The sequence below is a fragment of the Micromonospora parva genome, assembly GCF_000718515.1.
Lineage (GTDB): Bacteria > Actinomycetota > Actinomycetes > Mycobacteriales > Micromonosporaceae > Micromonospora > Micromonospora parva.
In genome coordinates this window covers 16,852-34,184 of the sequence record NZ_JNZS01000042.1, presented here as the reverse complement: position 1 = coordinate 34,184, position 17,333 = coordinate 16,852, and the positions used below count along the sequence as shown (strand labels likewise).

Sequence of the window (17,333 nt, the reverse complement as noted above, 5' to 3'; positions counted from 1 at the left end):
GCGAACAAAGCTCAGCCAACGACGGAGAACAACCGCCGCCGCGCCCCCAGCAACGCGACGGAGGCCAGCACCAGACCGACCCCCATGGTGACCAGCAGCGGGCTGGGGCTGCCCGGCAGCAGCCCGACCACCGACCGCGCCGCGGTGCCCAGGGCCAGGTAGAGACCGGCCCAGGCGGCCGCGCCGAGCGTCGCGCAGCCGAGAAATCGACGGTACGACATCCGCAGCCCTCCGGCGGCCAGTGGCAGCAGCGCGTTGAAGACGGGCAGGAACGGCGCGACGACCATCATCCGACCGCCGCCGCGGCGCAGGATGCCTTCCGCCGCGGTCCAGCGGGGCTCGCCGATCCAACCGCCAAGGCGGCTGTGTCGCAGCCGGTCGGAGTAGCGACGGCCGATCAGGAAGCTCAGCGACCAGCCGGCCAGGCAGCCGACCAGCACCGCGGCGAAGGTGGCCAGCCCGGTGCTCGGGCGGCCGACCCCGACGGCGGCGAGGATCGCGACGTCGCCGGGGATGAGGACACCCAGCAGGGGTACGGCGTCGAAGAGCATGACGAGCCCGAGCGCGCCCATCAGCAGCAGAACCGGTAGTTCTCCGATCTGGGCCACCCATTGCGTCATGCGTCGACGCTATGGCCGCCGCGCCACTTCGGACATCGGGTCGTAGCCCCCAGTGACCCCTGGTATCCCACTCGGGGTCGTCCCTGAGTCCGGGGTTTCCGCCTCAGGCGGGGCGCAGCACCTGCACGTGACGCAGCGACGAGTCGACGGAGGGTTCGGTGGTGGGCACCGGGTAGTCGGCCAGCACGGCCAGGCGGTCCGCCGGTAGGTGTCCGCGGCCGGGGTCGCCGACCAGCACGTCGGCGCCGGCGGCGGCGGTCCGTTGCAGGAAGGGCAGCATCCGGTCGGCCATCGCGCGGTCGTAGAAGACGTCCCCGGCGACCACCAGGTCGGCCTTCGGCTCGGTGCTGTCGAGCAGATCGTCCCCGGTGGCGTCGACGGCGACGTGGTTGGCCCGCGCGTTGAGGGTGACGGCGGCGACGGCGTACGGGTCGATGTCGTTGGCGATGACCTCCGCGGCGCCGGCCAGCGCGGCGGCGATGGCCACCAGCCCGGACCCGGCGGCGAGGTCGAGCACCCGGCGACCGGCGACCAGCTCGGGGTGGTCCAGCAGGTGGCGGGCCAGGGCCTGTCCGCCGGCCCAGGCGGACGCCCAGTACGGCGCCGGCAGCGCGTGCCCGGCGGTGGCCTCCATCCGGGCCCACCAGACGATCGCGTCCTCGGCCAGGTGCAGCCGCACCTCGGGGACGAAGGGGGTGGGCATCAGCCGGAGTCTGTCCAGACCGGAACCGGGCGTGCCGACCTCGCGTTCCAGCTCGGTCAGCGCGTCGGCTTCGGCACTTCTCATCGGCGCAAGCATGCCCCAGCGGCGGTTGGTCGGGGCGACTTTCACATGCCGCCGCGCAGAGTTCACCCGAGTTCGCTCGAAGACCTACGGCACTTCGGCCAGCGGATCGGGGTTTTGCCCGTTACTGTCGAACAGGTACGGGCGATCATCGGCCAGAGGCCGGGGGTCAGCCGCTTTGAACAGGGAGAGATGCATGGCAACCGGCACGGTTAAGTGGTTCAACTCGGAAAAGGGCTTCGGCTTCATCGAGCAGGACGGTGGAGGGCCGGACGTGTTCGTCCACTACTCCGCCATCGCGACGAGCGGCTACCGGGAGCTCAACGAGGGCCAGAAGGTCGAGTTCGAGGTGACCCAGGGGCAGAAGGGTCCGCAGGCGGACAACGTCCGCCCGATGTAGCTCCGTGCCGGTGACGGCGGCCGGTCTCCGGCCGCCGTCGCAGCGCACTCAAGACGACGCCGGGGCGGCGGGCAGGTCCCGCCGCCTCCGGATCGGCCCCACCAACAGAATCAACGGGGTGAGCGCCAACCAGGCGGTCATTCCGACAATTGCCGTCTGGACGCCGTACCGTGCGCCGATGGCACCGGCCAGCACGGCCGCCAGCGGAATCGTGCCGTAGTTGAGCAGGTGCATGCTCACCGTCACCCGGCCCAGCAGGTGGTGCGGCGTGTAGGTCTGCCGGAAGGCGCCCTTGACCACGTTGCCGATGGCCACCCCGAGGCCGATCAGCAGGCCACCGAGTGCCGGCCAGGCCAGCCCGATGCCGGGTGCGGCGAGTGGGATGAGCAGCGCGGGTGGGCCGGTGAGCGCCGCCGCGACCAGCAGCGCCCGCGCGGTGCCGCAGCGGCGGGCCACCGTGGTGGCGAACAGCGCGCCGATGATCCCACCGGCGCTCATCACGGCGATCAGGACGCCCACCAGGCCCGGTTCGAGACGCAACTCACGGACCAGGAAGACCACCAGCACGGCCTGGTAACCGGTCAGCCCGATGTTGCTGGCCGCGCCGAAGACCGTCAGCACCCGCAGGTACGGGTCTCGGGCGACGAAACGCAGCCCCTCAGCGATGTCACGGCGCAGTGACCGGGACTGGTCCACTCGGCGAATGCGCGGTTCGACGGTGCGGATCCGCAGCAGGCACACCGCGGAGACCAGGAAGCTGATCGCATCCAGCAGCAGAGCGGCGACCGCACCGATGAGCTGGGAGATCAGACCTGCGACGCCGGGGCCAACGACATAGCTCGCGGTCTGGGCGGCGTGCAGCTTCGCGTTGCCCTCCGGCAGTTGCTCGGGTCGCAGCAGCACCGGCAGGTACACCTGGTCGGCTGTCTCGAAGAAGACCCGGGCCACGCCGGCGCTGAGTGCCACCAGCAGCAGGTGCCAGACGGTGAGCCGGTCGAGTGCGGCGGCGAGCGGCACGCTGAGGAAGAGCAGCGCGCGGAGCAGGTCGCACGCCACCATCACGGGTCGGCGGGGCAGCCGGTCGACCCACGCGCCGGCCGGCAGGCCGATCAGCAGCCAGGGCAGCCAGGCCGCGGCGGTGAGTACCGCCACCTGGAAGGTGTCGGCGTCCAGGACGGCGACCGCGACCAGCGGAAGCGCGACAGTGGTGACGTTGCTGCCGATGCTGCTGACCGTCTGGCCGGTCCAGAGCAGCCGGAAGTCGCGGTGCCGCAGCAGCCCGCCGGTCTTCCGGACGTCAGTGGGGTCGCTGCGGGTGGCGGCGGTCACGGTCGCGCCGGCACGCCGTGGACGAACACGAAGACCGGTCTGCGGTCGGCGTCGTCGTCGGGCAGGTCCCGGTTGGCCCAGCGCGTGAGGACGGCGATCATCTCGCGGCTCAGCTCGGCCAGTTCCTCGGGCGTGAGGCGCAGCCAGTGGTCGGTGGAGAACGCAGCGTCGTTCCAGGTGGCCTGCTCGGCCTCGTCGGCGGCGTGCCATGCGCGGGCCAGGGCGACGTGCCGGTCGAGGTTGAGCGAGGTGGCGGCGTCGGCGACCGCGCGGGAGGCCGGGTCGGTGTCGAAGTCGGTGTTGGACCAGCGCAGCCCTCGGGTGACCAGGCGCCACCACCGTTCGCGCCGGTCCCGGGCCAACTCGGGCGCCTCGGTGACCAGGTCGGCGGCGGCGAGGACCTTGAGGTGGTGGCTGACATTCGCGGGGGCCTGGTCGGTGCGCTCGGCGAGCAGGCCGACGGTGGAGGGTCCGTGGACCTTGAGCACGTCCATCAACCGGCGGCGCAGCGGGTGGGACATGGCGGCCAGCACCCGGGAGTCGGTGATCTGGCGTACGTCGGAGCGTTCCATGATGCCATCGTCACATCCGCAACACCTGTTGCGCAATGACTATTGCTCAATATTCGTTGCGGAATGTTGCCGGGAGGGGCGGCCCGGCGTCCCGGGCCACCCCCCGCTCAGGCGACCAGCCGGCGGGCCAGCTCGTCGGCGACCTGCTTGGCCATGTTCGGCGGGATGGCCGCGGCGATCTTCTCCGGCGTCAGCGAGGCGAGCACGCCCGCCACGATCGCCGGCTCGTCGGTGAAGTCCCGGTTGGACAGCGCGGTCAGCGCCGTCTGCAACGCGCTGAGCTGGGCGCCGATCGACCGCAGCGTGGGGTGCGCCGAGGTGAAGTTCGGAACCGTGGCATCCTCACCCATCGCCATTCGGGTGTAGATCTGCCCGACCGGGTTGCGGCCGTCCAGCACTGTGAGGTTCTTGTGGACGGTGGCCAGCCAGTTGTGTTCTTCGGGGGTCATGTCGTCCTCCAGGAGTCCGATGGAGCTGAGGTAGCGGCGGAACAGGGGCCGCTGGTCGCGGCCCGCCTTGATGGCGTCGCGGAAGAAGCTGAAGTGGGTGTGCCAGCGGTGCGAGCTGTCGCCGCTGGTGCGCTTGCCGAGGCGGTCCCACCGCTTCACCGTGCTGCCGTCGGGGCTGTAGATGATCTCCCGGATGTCCCGGGTGTCGGCGGCGTTCGCGGCGCACTGCGCGACGCACCAGACCGAGAAGCTGGCCAGGGTGTTCGTCCGACCGCCGGAGCGGACGTCGAACTGGCCGACGTCCAGCGCCGCCGCGTCGAGGGTCAGCCCGGCCCGGTCACGGGGTGACTCGACCACCGAGTAGTCGTTGACGACCACCCGGTCCGATCCGCAGTGGTAGCCGCCCCGGTGGGCCGAGTCGCCGACGATGCCGACCTCACCCGGTTCCAGATCGTCTGGCCCGGGGGCGTTGTCGAGGTGAGTGAGAAGCAGGCTTCGGACGGCCAGAAGGTTAGCCGGGGCCCGAGTCATGAGGTCCCCCTTTCGAGAGGCGAGGACCGGGCACGACGTCACACCGCGTACGCGGTGCTGGGCTTCGAGCGAGCCCGGCCTACTGGTGCACGGCGCCGGGCGTTGACTCCACCATAGCCCGCGTTTTCGGCAAACGACCAGCTCAGAGGTGGTCTGTTCAGATTGGAGGTTGCGGTGGAGCAGAGTGGACGATCGGCAGCAACACCGCCGAGGGGTGATCCGGGTCGTGCAGAATCTGCCGCCAGCCGGCACGCAGCGTCACCGCCGTGCCGAGGGATTCCCCGGTCCCGGGGTTGCGGGCCCACCGTGGATGGGCGCCACCGGAGACCTGCACCCGCAGTCGGTGCCCGGCGGCGAACCGGTACGCGGTCGGCCACAGCGGCACCGGAACCCGCAGCGCCCCGGCGGAATCGGCCGGGAAGCGCCCGGGGGTGACCCGCACCAGACCGTCGCACACGTTCCACGAACGACCCTTGCGGTCCACGTCGCACAGCCGAACGAAGACGTCCAGGTAGGGCAGGTCGCTGCGGACGTGGATCTCGGCGCGGACCGGGCCGATCACCTCGACCGGGTCGGTCAGCGGGGCGCTGGTGTAGGTGAGCACGTCGGGGCGGGCCTCGACGGGCCGGTTGTCCACCGGGCCGGCCCGCTGGGCGACGAGCAGTGGCCCGCCCAGCGACGGGGTGGGGTCGGCCGGGTCGTAGCGGAACCGGTCCGGCGTCGACGCGACCGGTGGGCGCGCCGCCAGCTCGCCGTCGGGTTGCAGGTGCCAGGCGGTCTCGACCGCCGGTGGTGGCCAGTCCGGCAGGTCCCGCCACCCGCCGCCGGCGCCGCTGACGTACAGCCGGACGGGCGCCACCTCGGGCCGCGCCCGTCCGCCCGGTCGAGGCGTTTGCGGCAGGTGCTCGTCGAGCCACGCCAACCCCTCGCGCAGCGCGGCCACGAACAGTCCGGGGCTGCCGTGCGTCCACGGGCCGATCACCAGGCGCGACGGTGTGCCGCCGGCGCGCAGCACGGCGTGGTCGTCGAGCTGGGCGGGCAGGAAGATGTCTTGCCAGCCGGTGACCATCACCACCGGCGCCCGCACCTTCGCGACCTGGTCGGCGAAGACCCGGGTCCGCCAGTACGCGGCCTGCGGGGTGTGGTGGCGCAGCCACTCCTGGAAGAACGGGATTCTCACCCCGGTGGCCACCCGGTCGGCATCGGCCAGGGGGAGGTGCGCCAGCGCGGCGGCCAGCCGGGGCTGCCCGCGTTTGAGCTCCCACTGCCGGGCCAGCCACGGCACGGTCTGCGCGTGCAGCAGCTCCGCCCAGGTCAGCACGGTGTCCAGGGCGAAGGACTCGCCCGCGTACGTCGAGTCCCGGGTGGCCGAGGCGGTCACCACCGCGACCATCGCGCGCAGTTCCTCGCCGGCGTCGGCGGCCAGCGCCCACTGCGCGAAGCCCTGGTAGCTGACCCCGAACATGCCGAGGTGACCGGACCACCAGGGTTGGCGACGCAGCCAGTCCAGGGTGTCCGCGCCGTCGTCGCGCTCGTGCACCAGTGGGGCGAACGTCCCACCGGACCCGCCGGTGCCCCGGCACGACTGGATCACCGCGTGTCGGCCCCGTGCGGCGAGCAGCCGACCGAGCAGCCGCAGCGGTCCGCCCCGCCCGTAGGGGGTGCGGATCAGCACGGTCGGCGCGCCGTGGTGGCCCGGGGCGTAGTGGTCGGTGCGCAGCACCACGCCGTCGCGGGCGCGCACCGGCAGGTCACGGGTGACCCGCACCGGGCCGGGGCGGGTCGGTGGCAGCCGCAGCGCGGCGCTGGCGAGGCGGGTGACGAGCCGGTCCGGCACGGTCAGCCCGTCGGGCGGCGGGGCGACTCGGGCCGGGCGGCGCGCACCGCGTCGCGGTGCGTCCGCAGGGACTCGCTCATCTCCGCCATGAAGCGGTGCACCACCGCCAGCTCGTCCTCGCTGAAGCGGTCCATCACCGTGTCGGTGCGCTCGCCCAGCGGCCGGAAGAACTCCCTGGCCAGGGTCATGCCCTGGTGGGCGTAGTGCAGCAGGACCTTGCGCCGGTCGACGGTGTCGCGGTCCCGGCGGATGTGGCCGGCCCGCTCCAGCCGGTCGATCAGGGCGGTCACCGAGCCGGAGGAGAGGTTGAGCTGCTCACCGAGGCGTCCGGGCGTGATCGGGTCACCCAGCAGCTCCGCGTCCATCACCGCGAGCAGGGCGTTCAGGTCTGTCGGGTTGAGGCCGTGCAGATTGGCGAAGGCGTGGCTCACCTGCTGGGCGTCCACCGCGTACCGCCGCAGGTTGTTGGTGATCTCCGCGACCAGCTGTTCGCGGCGCGTCTCGCGCCGCCGGTACATGCCCTGAGTCGCCACCGCGTGCCGCTTCTCCCCGTCGTCGTCTCTCGAGTTGCAGCATAGAACAGCCGCCGATAATCTCGATAATCAAGATACTTGGCACTCGAAATAATTTGGGGTCAGCTGATGTCCGTCTTCACCAGAGTCGCCCGCGGCCGGTTGGCCGCCTGGCTCACCGTGGCCGCCGCGATCGTCGTCGGCGCGGCCGTCTTCGGGCTACCCCAGCCGGACAACCCGGCGCCGGTATCCGCCAGCGGCCTCTCCGCCCAGTGGCAGTCGACCCAGGTGGAGCGACTGCAGGACCAGCTCCCGTCCAGCGAGGTCCAGCCGGCCATCGTGGTGGTCAGCCGCGACGACGGGGGCGCGCTGACCGAGGCCGACCGGGGCGCCGTCACCGCCCGCGCCGGCGACCTGGGCCGCCTCGCGGTGGGCGGGCAGATCAGCCCACCGCAGGTCTCCCCGGACGGCACCGTGGCGCTGGTCGCCGTGCCGCTCAGCATCGCCGGCGGCCAGGACGAGGTCGTCGAACAGGTCGACCAGGTACGCGCCGCGCTGGCGAACCTGCCCGACGGGCTGACCGTCGAGGTGACCGGTTCACCGGCGTTCACCGCCGACCTGTCCTCGGTGTTCGACGGCGCCGACATCACCCTGCTCGCGGTGACCGCCGCCGTGGTCGCGGTGCTGCTGCTGATCACCTACCGCAGCCCGTTCCTGTGGATCGTGCCGCTGGTCGTGGTCGCCGCGACCGAGCAGCTCACCCTGCGCGCGGTGGACGTCATCGTGCCGGGTGTCGGCATCAACCTCCAGCAGGGTCAGGTCACCGGCATCGCCAGCGTGCTGGTCTTCGGCGCCGCCACCGACTACGCGCTGCTGCTCATCGCCCGCTACCGGGAGGAGTTGCGCCGCGAGGAGGACCGGTTCAGGGCGATGCGCGCCGCGCTGCGCCGCACCGCGGAGCCCATCCTCGCCAGCGGCGGCACCGTCGTGCTCGGCGTCCTCACCCTGCTGCTCAGCGAACAGGAGACCAACCGGGCCTTGGCGGTGGCCTGCGCCACCGGTGTGGTCTTCGCCATGCTCTCGGCCCTGTTCGTGCTCCCCGCCGTGCTGGTGCTCTTCGGTCGCGGGCTGTTCTGGCCGTTCGTCCCCCGCGTCGGCGGCCCGGCGCGCGAGGGTCGGCTCTGGGGTCGGCTCGGCGCGGCCGTGGAGCGCCGCCCGGTGGTGGTCGCCACCCTGGCCACCGTGCTGCTCGGCGCGCTGGCGCTGGGTGGGCTCGGCATCCGTACCGGCCTGTCCGAGACCGAACAGTTCCGGGCCGAACCGGAGGCGGTGACCGGGGCGCAGACCCTGGCGAGGGCGTTCCCCGCCGGCAGCACCCAACCCGTCGCCGTGATCACCACCCCGGCGGCGGTGCGGGCGGTCACCGACGCCGCCAGCGCGGTACCCGGTGTCGCCTCGGCACGCCCCGGCGACGCGGGCGACGCTGTCGCCCAGGTCGACGTGGTCCTCGACGCCGAACCCGGCACCACCGCCTCGGACCGGGCGATCGAGGCGCTGCGCGAGGCCGTCGCCGCCGTTCCCGGCTCCGCGCCGCCGGCCACCGCCGGCGGCGACACCCCGTCCGGGGCGATCGTCGGTGGCTCCGTGGCCGCCACCTACGACTCCGACGAGGCCAACGATCGGGACCTGCGGCTCATCCTGCCGATCATCCTGCTGCTGGTCGGCGGTGTGCTCGTGCTCCTGCTGCGCGGTCTGCTCGCGCCGCTGCTGCTGGTACTCACCGTGATCGCGTCGTTCTTCGCCAGCCTGGGCGCGGCCTGGCTGCTCTTCGACCACGTGCTGGGCTTCCCCGCCCTGGACAGCGGGGTGCTGCTGCTCGCCTTCGTGTTCCTGGTGGCGCTCGGGGTGGACTACAACATCTTCCTGGTCACCCGGGCCCGGGAGGACGCCCGCAGCGCCGGCACCCGCGCCGGGATGCTCTCCGCCCTGCGGGTCACCGGCGGTGTGATCACCAGCGCCGGAGTGCTGCTCGCCGCGGTCTTCGCCGTGCTCGGCGTGCTGCCGCTGATCACCCTGACCCAGATCGGCATCATCGTCTGCATCGGCGTCCTGCTCGACACCCTGCTGGTCCGCACGGTCCTGGTGCCGGCGCTGGCGTTCCTGCTCGGCGACCGCTTCTGGTGGCCGGGTCGGATCACGAAGGACCCGGCGCAGGGCACCGTGCCGTCGCCCGAGCCGGTCGCCGCACACGACTGACCGAAGCGTCGGGGCCGTGCCGGATCCGGCACGGCCCCGACGCCGTCAGTACGTCAGGCAGACACACTCGTTCATCAACGCCCGCACGTTGCGCACGTACGACGAGTTGGGGATGGCCAGTGGCTTGCCCTCCTGCGCCACCGCACCGTGCCCGAAGTTGTAGGCGGCGATGACCGCGTTGAGCAGGCAGGAGTTCAGCTCGCTGGTGCACAGCGCCGGGTCGAGGCGGAAGTCGGACTCGAAGTACATGTCGCCGATGTACTTCGTCGCCCAGGCCAGATAGGTGGCGCCGAGGTAGGCGTTGTCCCGGTAGGCGTCGATCTTGTAGCTCTTCTCGAACCGCTGGTTCATCCAGCTCGCGGTGTCCGGCATCACCTGCATCAGCCCGACCCCACCGTCGCAGGCGTAGATGTTGGACTGCCAGCCGCTCTCCTGCCACGCGGTGGCCTTGAGCAGGGTGAGCGGGATCTTGATGTCCGGCGCCGAGACCGGCCAGTAGGTGCGGTTGGCCGCGTCGGTCAGCGCCGCCTTCACCTCGGACCGCGACGCCTGGGTGCCCTTGTAGGTCGGCTTGCAGGACGTCGGTGCCGGCTTCGGTGGCGCCGGCGGCACCTCGGTCTCGGTGGGCGGCTTCGCCACCGGACGCGGCTTCGGCGCCGTACGGGTCGGCTTCTTCGACGGCTTCGGGGTCGGGGTAGCGCTGCGACTCGGCGCGGCGCCCATCGACTCCACCGCGCTCACCGACGGGCTCGGCTCCGCGCTGACCTCGTCGGACGGGGCGTCGGTCGGCTCGTCGCTGACGGCGACCGGCGCGGCAAGGGACTCGGGGCTCTGCTCGTTGCCGGCACAGCCCACCAACGCGCTCAGCAACAGCCCGGCGAGCGCCGCGCCGACCAGCCGATGTGTCTGTCGAACCATCCCGTTGCCTCCCCCGGTGTGACCGTCGCCGCACCCTAACAAGGCTCGACCGGGCGGCGGTGCCCCTGCGACGGCGACCGGGGCTGGTCAACCGGCGGCGTTCGCTCCCCCACCGCCCGGTCCCGGGTCGCCCAGGCGACCACGAACACCACGGTCCAGAGCACCCCGAGCAGCACCGCCGCCGCGGCCCCGCTCGCCGTGTCCAGGCCGAGGTAGAGCCGCGCGCCGCCGATCCCCAGCACCCCGGCCGCGGCGGCCGTCCAGGCGGCCACGGCCACCGGCCACCGGGCGCTGCGCGACACCAGCCAGGCCAGGGTGCAGAAGCTCGCCGCGACCACGGCGCTCTGGGTCGACAGCGGAGCCACCTCCCCGCCGCCCGGGGCGCCCCCGTCCGGGCCGGTCAGCTCGGCCACCACGGCCAGCACCACCAGCGGCACGAACGCGCCGACAGTGCCGACCACGCTGAGCAGATCCGCCCGCCAGGGCCGGTTGCGCCACGCCAGTCCCGCCGCCACCAGCGCCACCAAGAGGATCAGCACCGACCCGCGCACCACCGACACCACGATCAGCGTGGCCTCGGCGGCGTCCGGGGTACGTCGGGCGGCGAACCACCCGGCGATGGCGCCATCCAGTGCGGCAAGCCCGGAGTTGCGGACTGCCACCGCGAGCAGACCGGCGATGGCGAGCCCGGCGGCGAAGAGCAGCAGCAGGCCGGCAGCCAGATTGAGCAGCAGTGTCCAGGCCGGGCCGATCCGCATCGCCACCAGGAAGAACAGCACCCCGTAGCGGGCGGTGAGCCACCGCACCGGGGGCAACCCGCCCGCCCGGGACAGCAGCGCACGCACCGGATCGGGGTTACGACCCAGCCACCGGCCGACGAGCACCACCCCAAGCAGACCGGCCAGCAGCAGGAACGCCACCCCGGTGGCCCGGCCGAGCAGCCGGGAGACCGTGTCGTACGACTCACCGGCGAGATGGCCGAGCAGCACCGAGCCACCCACCCAGGTCACCACCCCGGCCAGGTTCCACAGGACGAACCGCCGGTACGGCATGCCGGCCGCACCGGCCAGCCGAGGCACCAGGGTGCGGGCGAAAGCCACCCACCGGGCGGCGAACACCCCCCGCCCACCGAGGCGGGCGAGCATGGCGTCGGCGCGGGCCCACCGGCCGGGTCCGACCCGGTGCCCCAGTCCGGCGCGCAGTCGGGGGCCGTACCGCCGTCCGGCGCGAAAGGCCAGCCCATCGCCGAGGACCGCCGCGACGATCATCGCGAGCAACGCCGGCCCGAGCCGCAAGGTACCGTTGTAGGTGAGGAAGCCGACCAGCAGCAGGGTAGCCTCACCCGGCACGAGCAGGCCGAAGATCACCGCGGTCTCGCCCGCCACGATCAGCGCGGCGACCAGGTAGATCCACAGGGTGGGCAGACCCTGCACCCAGGTCAGCAGGTCGTGCACTCAGGCCCCCGGGACACGGGAGTCAGCATGCCAGCCGGGGGAACCACCGGCACAGCGGTTTCACCATAGATCAGGGGCACCTGGGGGTGACCCCGACGCAGCCTGCGCGAGCGCAGGCGGAAGGATAGAGGGTATGCAGCTTCGCACCGACCTCCGCAACGTCGCCATCATCGCTCACGTCGACCACGGCAAGACCACCCTGGTCGATGCCATGTTGCGGCAGGCCGGCGCGTACGGCGCACGCGGCGAGAACACCGAGCGGGTGATGGACTCCGGGGACCTGGAGCGGGAAAAGGGCATCACGATCCTGGCCAAGAACACCGGCGTGCGGTACCTGCCGGCGGACGGCTCCGACCCGGTCACCATCAACATCATCGACACCCCCGGCCACGCCGACTTCGGTGGCGAGGTGGAGCGCGGCCTGACCATGGTCGACGGTGTGGTGCTGCTCGTCGACGCCAGCGAGGGCCCGCTGCCGCAGACCCGTTTCGTGCTGCGCAAGGCCCTGCGGGCCCGGATGCCGATCATCCTCGTGATCAACAAGGTGGACCGTCCGGACGCCCGGATCAAGGAGGTCGTGGACGACACCTACGAGCTCTTCCTCGACCTGGACGCCGACGAGGAGCAGATCGACTTCCCGATCGTCTACGCGTGCGCCCGCGACGGCATCGCCTCGCTGACCCAGCCGGCCGACGGCTCGGTGCCCGACGACAGCGACTCCCTGGAGCCGCTGTTCCGCACCCTGCTGGACACCATCCCGGCTCCCGCGTACGAGGACGGCGCCCCGCTGCAGGCGCACGTCACCAACCTCGACGCGTCGCCCTTCCTCGGCCGACTGGCGCTGTGCCGGGTCCGCCAGGGCACCATCAGCAAGGGCCAGACGGTGGCCTGGTGCCGCACCGACGGCAGCACCCAGCGGGTCCGCATCTCCGAGATGCTGATGACCGAGGGCCTGGAGCGCAAGCCGGCCGAGACCGCCGGGCCGGGTGACATCATCGCCGTCGCCGGCATCCCGGAGATCATGATCGGTGAGACGCTGGCCGACGTCGAGAACCCGGTCGCGCTGCCGCTGATCACCGTCGACGAGCCGGCCATCTCGATGACCATCGGCACCAACACCTCGCCGCTGGTCGGCCGGGTCAAGGGCTCCAAGGTCACCGCCCGGATGGTCAAGGACCGCCTGGACAAGGAACTGATCGGCAACGTGTCGCTGCGGGTCCTGCCCACCGAGCGACCGGACGCCTGGGAGGTGCAGGGCCGCGGCGAGCTGGCGCTGGCCATCCTGGTCGAGCAGATGCGCCGGGAGAGCTACGAGCTGACCGTCGGCAAGCCGCAGGTGGTCACCAAGGAGATCGACGGCAAGACCTGCGAGCCGGTCGAGCGCCTGACCATCGACGCCCCGGAGGAATACCTCGGCGCGATCACCCAGCTCCTCGCCACCCGCAAGGGCCGGATGGAGCAGCTGGTCAACCACGGCACCGGCTGGATCCGGATGGAGTGGCTGGTTCCGGCGCGCGGCCTGATCGGCTTCCGCACCGAGTTCCTCACCGACACCCGGGGCACCGGCATCCTGCACCACGTCTTCGAGTCCTACGAGCCGTGGTTCGGCGAGCTGCGTACCCGCAACAACGGTTCGCTCGTCGCCGACCGGGCCGGCGCCGTCACCGCCTTCGCGATGATCAACCTGCAGGAGCGCGGCCAGCTGTTCGTCGAGCCCACCACCGAGGTGTACGAGGGCATGATCGTCGGGGAGAACTCCCGCTCCGACGACATGGACGTCAACATCACCAAGGAGAAGAAGCTCACCAACATGCGGGCGTCCACCTCCGACGAGACGGAGAAGTTGATCCCGCCGCGCAAGCTCTCCCTGGAGCAGGCCCTGGAGTTCTGCCGCGAGGACGAGTGCGTCGAGGTCACCCCGACCGCCGTGCGCATCCGCAAGGTGGTGCTCGACCAGCAGCAGCGGGGCCGCGCCGCCGCCCGCCGCAAGCACGCCAGCTGACCCACCCGCACCCGACACCGGGCGTGTCGGCCGCTTGCGGCCGGCGCGCCCGGTGTCTTTTTCCCCCGACGGGTACGCGAGTCCGCCCACCCGTGATCCGCTACGGTCACCGGCATGACCTGGGATGATCTCGACGCCCACCTGGACCGGGTGCCCGGCACCGTCTCCGCGTACGTGGGGCGCCTCGACGCCCCGCCGACCTGGACCCGCCACGCGAACGCCGCCCACTACGCCGCGAGCACCATGAAGGTGGCGGTGCTCGCCGCACTGCACCGGGCCGCCGAAGCCGGCACCCTGGACCTGGACGCCCCGGTCCCGGTCGTCAACGACTTCGACTCCGCCCAGCCCGGCGCACCCCGGTTCGCCTGCGCCCAGCCCTACGACAATGACGACGCGGTCTGGGACCGCATCGGCGCCACCGCGTCGCTACGCTGGCTGGCCGACCGGATGATCGTGCGCTCCAGCAACCTCGCCACCAACCTCGTGCTCGGGCACGTCGGGCTGCCTGCGGTCGCCGAGGTCTGGGCGCTCGCCGGCGCCCGCACCAGCGTCACCGGACGGGGCATCGAGGACTTCGCCGCCCGCGACGCCGGCATCACCAACACGGTCACCGCCGCCGACCTGGCCGCCCTGCTCGGCGCGCTGGCCATCGGCGCCACCACCCCCGGCCCACTCGCCTCCCCGGCCGCGTGCGCCACCATGCTGGACGTCCTGCTCGCCCAGGAACACCGCGAGGACCTCGCCGCCGGCCTGCCCGAGGGCACCCGCATCGCGCACAAGAACGGTTGGGTACGCGGCGTCCGCCACGGCGCCGGCGTGGTCCTGCCCGACGACGCACCGCCGTACGTGATCGCCGTCTGCACCACCACCGACCTGGCCGACGGCGACGACCAGGTGGAGGATGACGCCTGCCTGCTGCTCGCCCACATCTCGGCGCAGGTCTGGGCCGCCCGCCACCACCTCTGACCCGGCACCCACCGCGCCGGCACCGACACCCGCCGACTGCGGCTAGGCTGCTCGCACCCCCCACCCCGGAGCCGCCGATGCCCCGCAGTCGCACCGTGCTGATCGCCTTCCTCGTCGTGACGGCAGCGAACCTGCTCGCCAACGCCACCGGCGGCGGCACGGCCCTCCTGCTCACCAAGCCGCTGCTGATGCCATTGCTGGCCGCGTACCTGTGGCGGGCCAGCGCCGAACGCGGAGCCCGACCGGACCGGCTGCTGCTCGCCGCGTTGGCCTTCGCCACCGGCGGCGACATCGCCCTCATGATCGACGGCACCGGCTGGTTCGTCGCCGGCATGGCCTGCTTCCTCGGCACGCACCTCTGCTACCTCGCGGCCTTCACCAGCCACGGTGCCGCGACCGCGCTGCGCCGGCCGCCGCTGGTCGCCGTCCCCCTGGTGTACGCGCTGCTGACCGTCGTCGCCCTGGCCTGGATGTGGGCGGGCCTGACCGACGTCGGGCTGGCCATACCGGTGGCCGGGTACGCGATCGCGCTGGCCGCCATGGCCACCACCGCCACCACCCAGGGTTGGCGGGTCGGTCTCGGCGCCGCGCTCTTCCTCGGCTCCGACCTGCTGATCGCCGCCGGGGTGGCCGAGGTGGCCCAACCACCCGGCGCGCCGGTGCTGATCATGGCGAGCTACGCCGCCGGCCAGGCACTGATCGTCACCGGTTGGGTCGCCCGCGCCAGCACACCGCCCGGCTCAGCTGTCACTCCAGCAGCTGCGCCCGCAGCGCGGTGAGGTCGGAGTCGGTGAGCCCCAACCCGTCACGCAGGTACGCGTCGAACGAGCCGTGCACCCGACGCACCTCGGCGTAACCGGCGTCGAGGTACTCGGCGCGGACCTCCAGCACGGGCAGCACCGCGTCCACGTCCAGCTCGGGGTTCCGCCGCCGCATCGCCTCGACGATCACCGCCCGCAGGCTGTCGGTCAGCTCGTTGTTGCGCAGGTAGTCGGCACGGATCGCCGCCTCGTCCACCCCGAGCGCCGTCAACAGGACGACGGTGAGCCAACCGGTGCGGTCCTTGCCGGCCGAGCAGTGGTAGACCAGCGGCAGGTTCTCCGGTCGCGCCGCCAGGCGTACCGCCTCGGCGAAACCGACCCGCGCCGACTCACCCGTGACGAACCAGCGGTAGATCGCCGCCATCGCCCCGGCCGTGCCCTGCCGGGCCAGCTCCGCGTACGCGTTCAGGTCGTGGCCGAGCAGCACCGCCGAGACGTACGTGAAGACCGGGTGCTCCGCATCGTGCACCGGCAGCCGCACCACCCGTGGCTCACCGGCGAGCCGGTCCGCCGGGGCGACCGAGATCTCCGTGGTGTCGCGCAGATCCAGCACGCACGCCGGCCCCAGCTTCGCCAGCACCGGCAGGTCCTCGTCGGTGAGCCGACCCAGCGCCGGAGTGCGGATCAACTGGCCGACCCGAACCCGCCGCCCGTCCGCGCCGACGAGGCCGCCCAGGTCACGCGCGTTCGGCGCACCCACCAACTCCCAGCCCTGCCCGGTCATCCGGTCTCCCCTCCCGCCGTGAACCTGCATATAGAGTGCCCCACATGACGATCTCGGCGGTACGCACCCACCGGGTTTCCGCCCCCTTACACACCCCGTTCGTCACCGCCCTGCGCCGTACCACCACAGTGGACACGCTGGTCGTCGAACTCGTCGACAGCGACGGCCGGTCCGGCTTCGGCGAGGCGCCCCAGGTCTGGCAGGTCACCGGCGCGTCGGTTGCCGGCGCACAGGCGTGCGTCCGCGAGTTGCTCGGCCCACAGCTGATCGGCAGTGACCCGGACGACCTGGTGACCCGGTGCGCCGAGGTGCAGCGCGCGGTGGTCGGCAACGAGGCGGCGAAGGCCGCTGTCGACGTCGCCCTGCACGACCTCGCCGCGCGGCGGCTGGGCGTACCCCTGGTGCGGTTGCTCGGGGGCACCTCGCTGCGGGTCCCGACGGACGTGACGCTGGCGGCGGGCGACGCGGTGGACCTGGCGGCCGCGGCGCGGCAGCGACAGGGTGACGGCTTCGGTGTGCTCAAGCTGAAGGTCGGCACCGACGCGGCCGGTGACCTGGACCGGGTGCGGGCGGTACGGGCGGCCGTCGGCCCCAGCATCCGGATCCGGTTGGACGCCAACCAGGGCTGGACGCCCCGGGAGGCGGTCCGGGTGATCCGCGGCATCGAGGACGCGGGGCTCGACGTGGAGCTGGTCGAGCAGCCGGTGGTCCGCTGGGACCTGGATGGGCTGGCCTGGGTCAGTGACCGGGTGTCCGTGCCGATCCTGGCCGACGAGGCGGTGTTCGGGGTCCGTGACCTGGTGGAGGTGATCCGCCGCCGCGCCGCCGACCTGGTCAACGTCAAGCTGGCCAAGTGCGGTGGGTTGCACCCGGCGCGCACCCTGCTCGAGCTGGCCACCGCGCACGGTCTCGGCACGGTGGTGGGCTCGATGATGGAGAGCCAGGTCGGCATCGGGGCGGCGGCGAGCCTGGTGGCCGCGTACGGCACCACAGCGGTCGCCGACCTGGACGCCGCCTGGTGGCTGGCCTGGTCACCGGTGCAGGGTGGCATTCGCTACGACGGCGCGAGCGTGGTGCTGCCGGACGCCCCTGGCCTGGGCATCTCCGGCCTGACTGAAGCAAAAGTGCAGCATCGCGGTTGATGGTGGTCGGTTTCTT

The 17,333-nt window shown here is 72.4% G+C and carries 16 protein-coding genes; 6 read left to right on the top strand and 10 right to left on the bottom strand.

What is annotated here, in order from left to right:
- Nucleotides 1–11 precede the first annotated feature (11 nt).
- Together IF22_RS0131660 and IF22_RS0131655 are read right to left on the bottom strand one after the other, a co-directional pair.
- Entirely contained in the window at nt 12–620 is a 609-nt protein-coding gene (locus tag IF22_RS0131660; protein ID WP_030338025.1) for a DedA family protein, read from the bottom strand.
- A gap of 103 nt (nt 621–723) precedes the next feature.
- Nucleotides 724–1,407 carry a class I SAM-dependent methyltransferase gene (locus tag IF22_RS0131655; RefSeq protein ID WP_036412762.1) on the bottom strand — a complete coding sequence of 228 codons (684 nt, stop codon included), beginning with the start codon at nt 1,405–1,407 and terminating at the stop codon, nt 724–726.
- 193 nt (nt 1,408–1,600) lie between these two features.
- On the opposite strand from IF22_RS0131655, the gene IF22_RS0131650 reads away from it, so the two are divergent.
- On the top strand, nt 1,601–1,804 hold the full coding sequence (locus IF22_RS0131650; protein WP_007072071.1) for a cold-shock protein: 204 nt from the start codon (nt 1,601–1,603) through the stop codon (nt 1,802–1,804).
- 48 nt (nt 1,805–1,852) lie between these two features.
- Here the strand turns inward: IF22_RS0131650 and IF22_RS0131645 are convergent, their stop codons facing one another.
- From IF22_RS0131645 to IF22_RS0131625, 5 genes are all read right to left on the bottom strand, one after another.
- Nucleotides 1,853–3,133, bottom strand: a complete 1,281-nt coding sequence (locus IF22_RS0131645) for an MFS transporter (protein WP_030338023.1) — start codon at nt 3,131–3,133, stop codon at nt 1,853–1,855.
- Nucleotides 3,130–3,705, bottom strand: a complete 576-nt coding sequence (locus tag IF22_RS0131640; protein WP_030338022.1) for an ArsR/SmtB family transcription factor — start codon at nt 3,703–3,705, stop codon at nt 3,130–3,132. The genes IF22_RS0131645 and IF22_RS0131640 overlap by 4 nt, the downstream gene beginning before the upstream one ends.
- A gap of 107 nt (nt 3,706–3,812) precedes the next feature.
- Entirely contained in the window at nt 3,813–4,685 is an 873-nt protein-coding gene (locus IF22_RS0131635) for a hypothetical protein (RefSeq protein ID WP_030338021.1), read from the bottom strand.
- A 157-nt stretch (nt 4,686–4,842) separates the two neighbouring features.
- Complete coding sequence (locus IF22_RS0131630) at nt 4,843–6,522, bottom strand: CocE/NonD family hydrolase (protein WP_030338020.1); 1,680 nt, start codon at nt 6,520–6,522, stop codon at nt 4,843–4,845.
- A 2-nt stretch (nt 6,523–6,524) separates the two neighbouring features.
- Nucleotides 6,525–7,040, bottom strand: a complete 516-nt coding sequence (locus tag IF22_RS0131625) for a MarR family winged helix-turn-helix transcriptional regulator (protein WP_030338019.1) — start codon at nt 7,038–7,040, stop codon at nt 6,525–6,527.
- A 123-nt stretch (nt 7,041–7,163) separates the two neighbouring features.
- Between IF22_RS0131625 and IF22_RS0131620 the strand changes: the two genes are divergently transcribed.
- Entirely contained in the window at nt 7,164–9,290 is a 2,127-nt protein-coding gene (locus IF22_RS0131620; RefSeq protein ID WP_030338018.1) for an MMPL family transporter, read from the top strand.
- Between the two features lie 45 nt (nt 9,291–9,335).
- Here IF22_RS0131620 and IF22_RS0131615 read toward each other — a convergent pair whose 3' ends face one another.
- A complete protein-coding gene (locus IF22_RS0131615; RefSeq protein WP_030338017.1) occupies nt 9,336–10,208 on the bottom strand; it encodes a lytic transglycosylase domain-containing protein in 873 nt (290 codons plus the stop codon).
- Between the two features lie 35 nt (nt 10,209–10,243).
- Nucleotides 10,244–11,662, bottom strand: coding sequence for a DedA family protein (locus tag IF22_RS0131610; RefSeq protein ID WP_081884232.1), 1,419 nt, complete (start codon nt 11,660–11,662; stop codon nt 10,244–10,246).
- Between the two features lie 133 nt (nt 11,663–11,795).
- Between IF22_RS0131610 and typA the strand changes: the two genes are divergently transcribed.
- The 3 genes from typA to IF22_RS0131595 all read left to right on the top strand — a co-directional run bounded on the left by typA (nt 11,796) and on the right by IF22_RS0131595 (nt 15,409).
- Nucleotides 11,796–13,664: a translational GTPase TypA gene (gene typA, locus IF22_RS0131605; RefSeq protein ID WP_030338015.1), complete on the top strand. Its 1,869-nt coding sequence runs from the start codon at nt 11,796–11,798 to the stop codon at nt 13,662–13,664.
- A gap of 114 nt (nt 13,665–13,778) precedes the next feature.
- Nucleotides 13,779–14,630 (top strand): serine hydrolase, encoded by an 852-nt coding sequence (locus tag IF22_RS0131600; protein ID WP_030338014.1) that lies wholly within the window; start codon nt 13,779–13,781, stop codon nt 14,628–14,630.
- Nucleotides 14,631–14,707: 77 nt separating this feature from the next.
- The gene (locus IF22_RS0131595) at nt 14,708–15,409 is read left to right on the top strand and encodes a lysoplasmalogenase (RefSeq protein ID WP_081884230.1); all 702 of its coding nucleotides are present in this window, start codon (nt 14,708–14,710) and stop codon (nt 15,407–15,409) included.
- Here the strand turns inward: IF22_RS0131595 and IF22_RS0131590 are convergent.
- Nucleotides 15,378–16,175, bottom strand: coding sequence for a tyrosine-protein phosphatase (locus IF22_RS0131590; protein ID WP_030338012.1), 798 nt, complete (start codon nt 16,173–16,175; stop codon nt 15,378–15,380). The two genes, IF22_RS0131595 and IF22_RS0131590, sit on opposite strands and share 32 nt — an antisense overlap.
- Nucleotides 16,176–16,219: 44 nt before the next feature.
- On the opposite strand from IF22_RS0131590, the gene IF22_RS0131585 reads away from it, so the two are divergent.
- On the top strand, nt 16,220–17,317 hold the full coding sequence (locus tag IF22_RS0131585) for a mandelate racemase/muconate lactonizing enzyme family protein (RefSeq protein WP_030338011.1): 1,098 nt from the start codon (nt 16,220–16,222) through the stop codon (nt 17,315–17,317).
- The last annotated feature ends 16 nt before the right edge of the window (nt 17,318–17,333 follow it).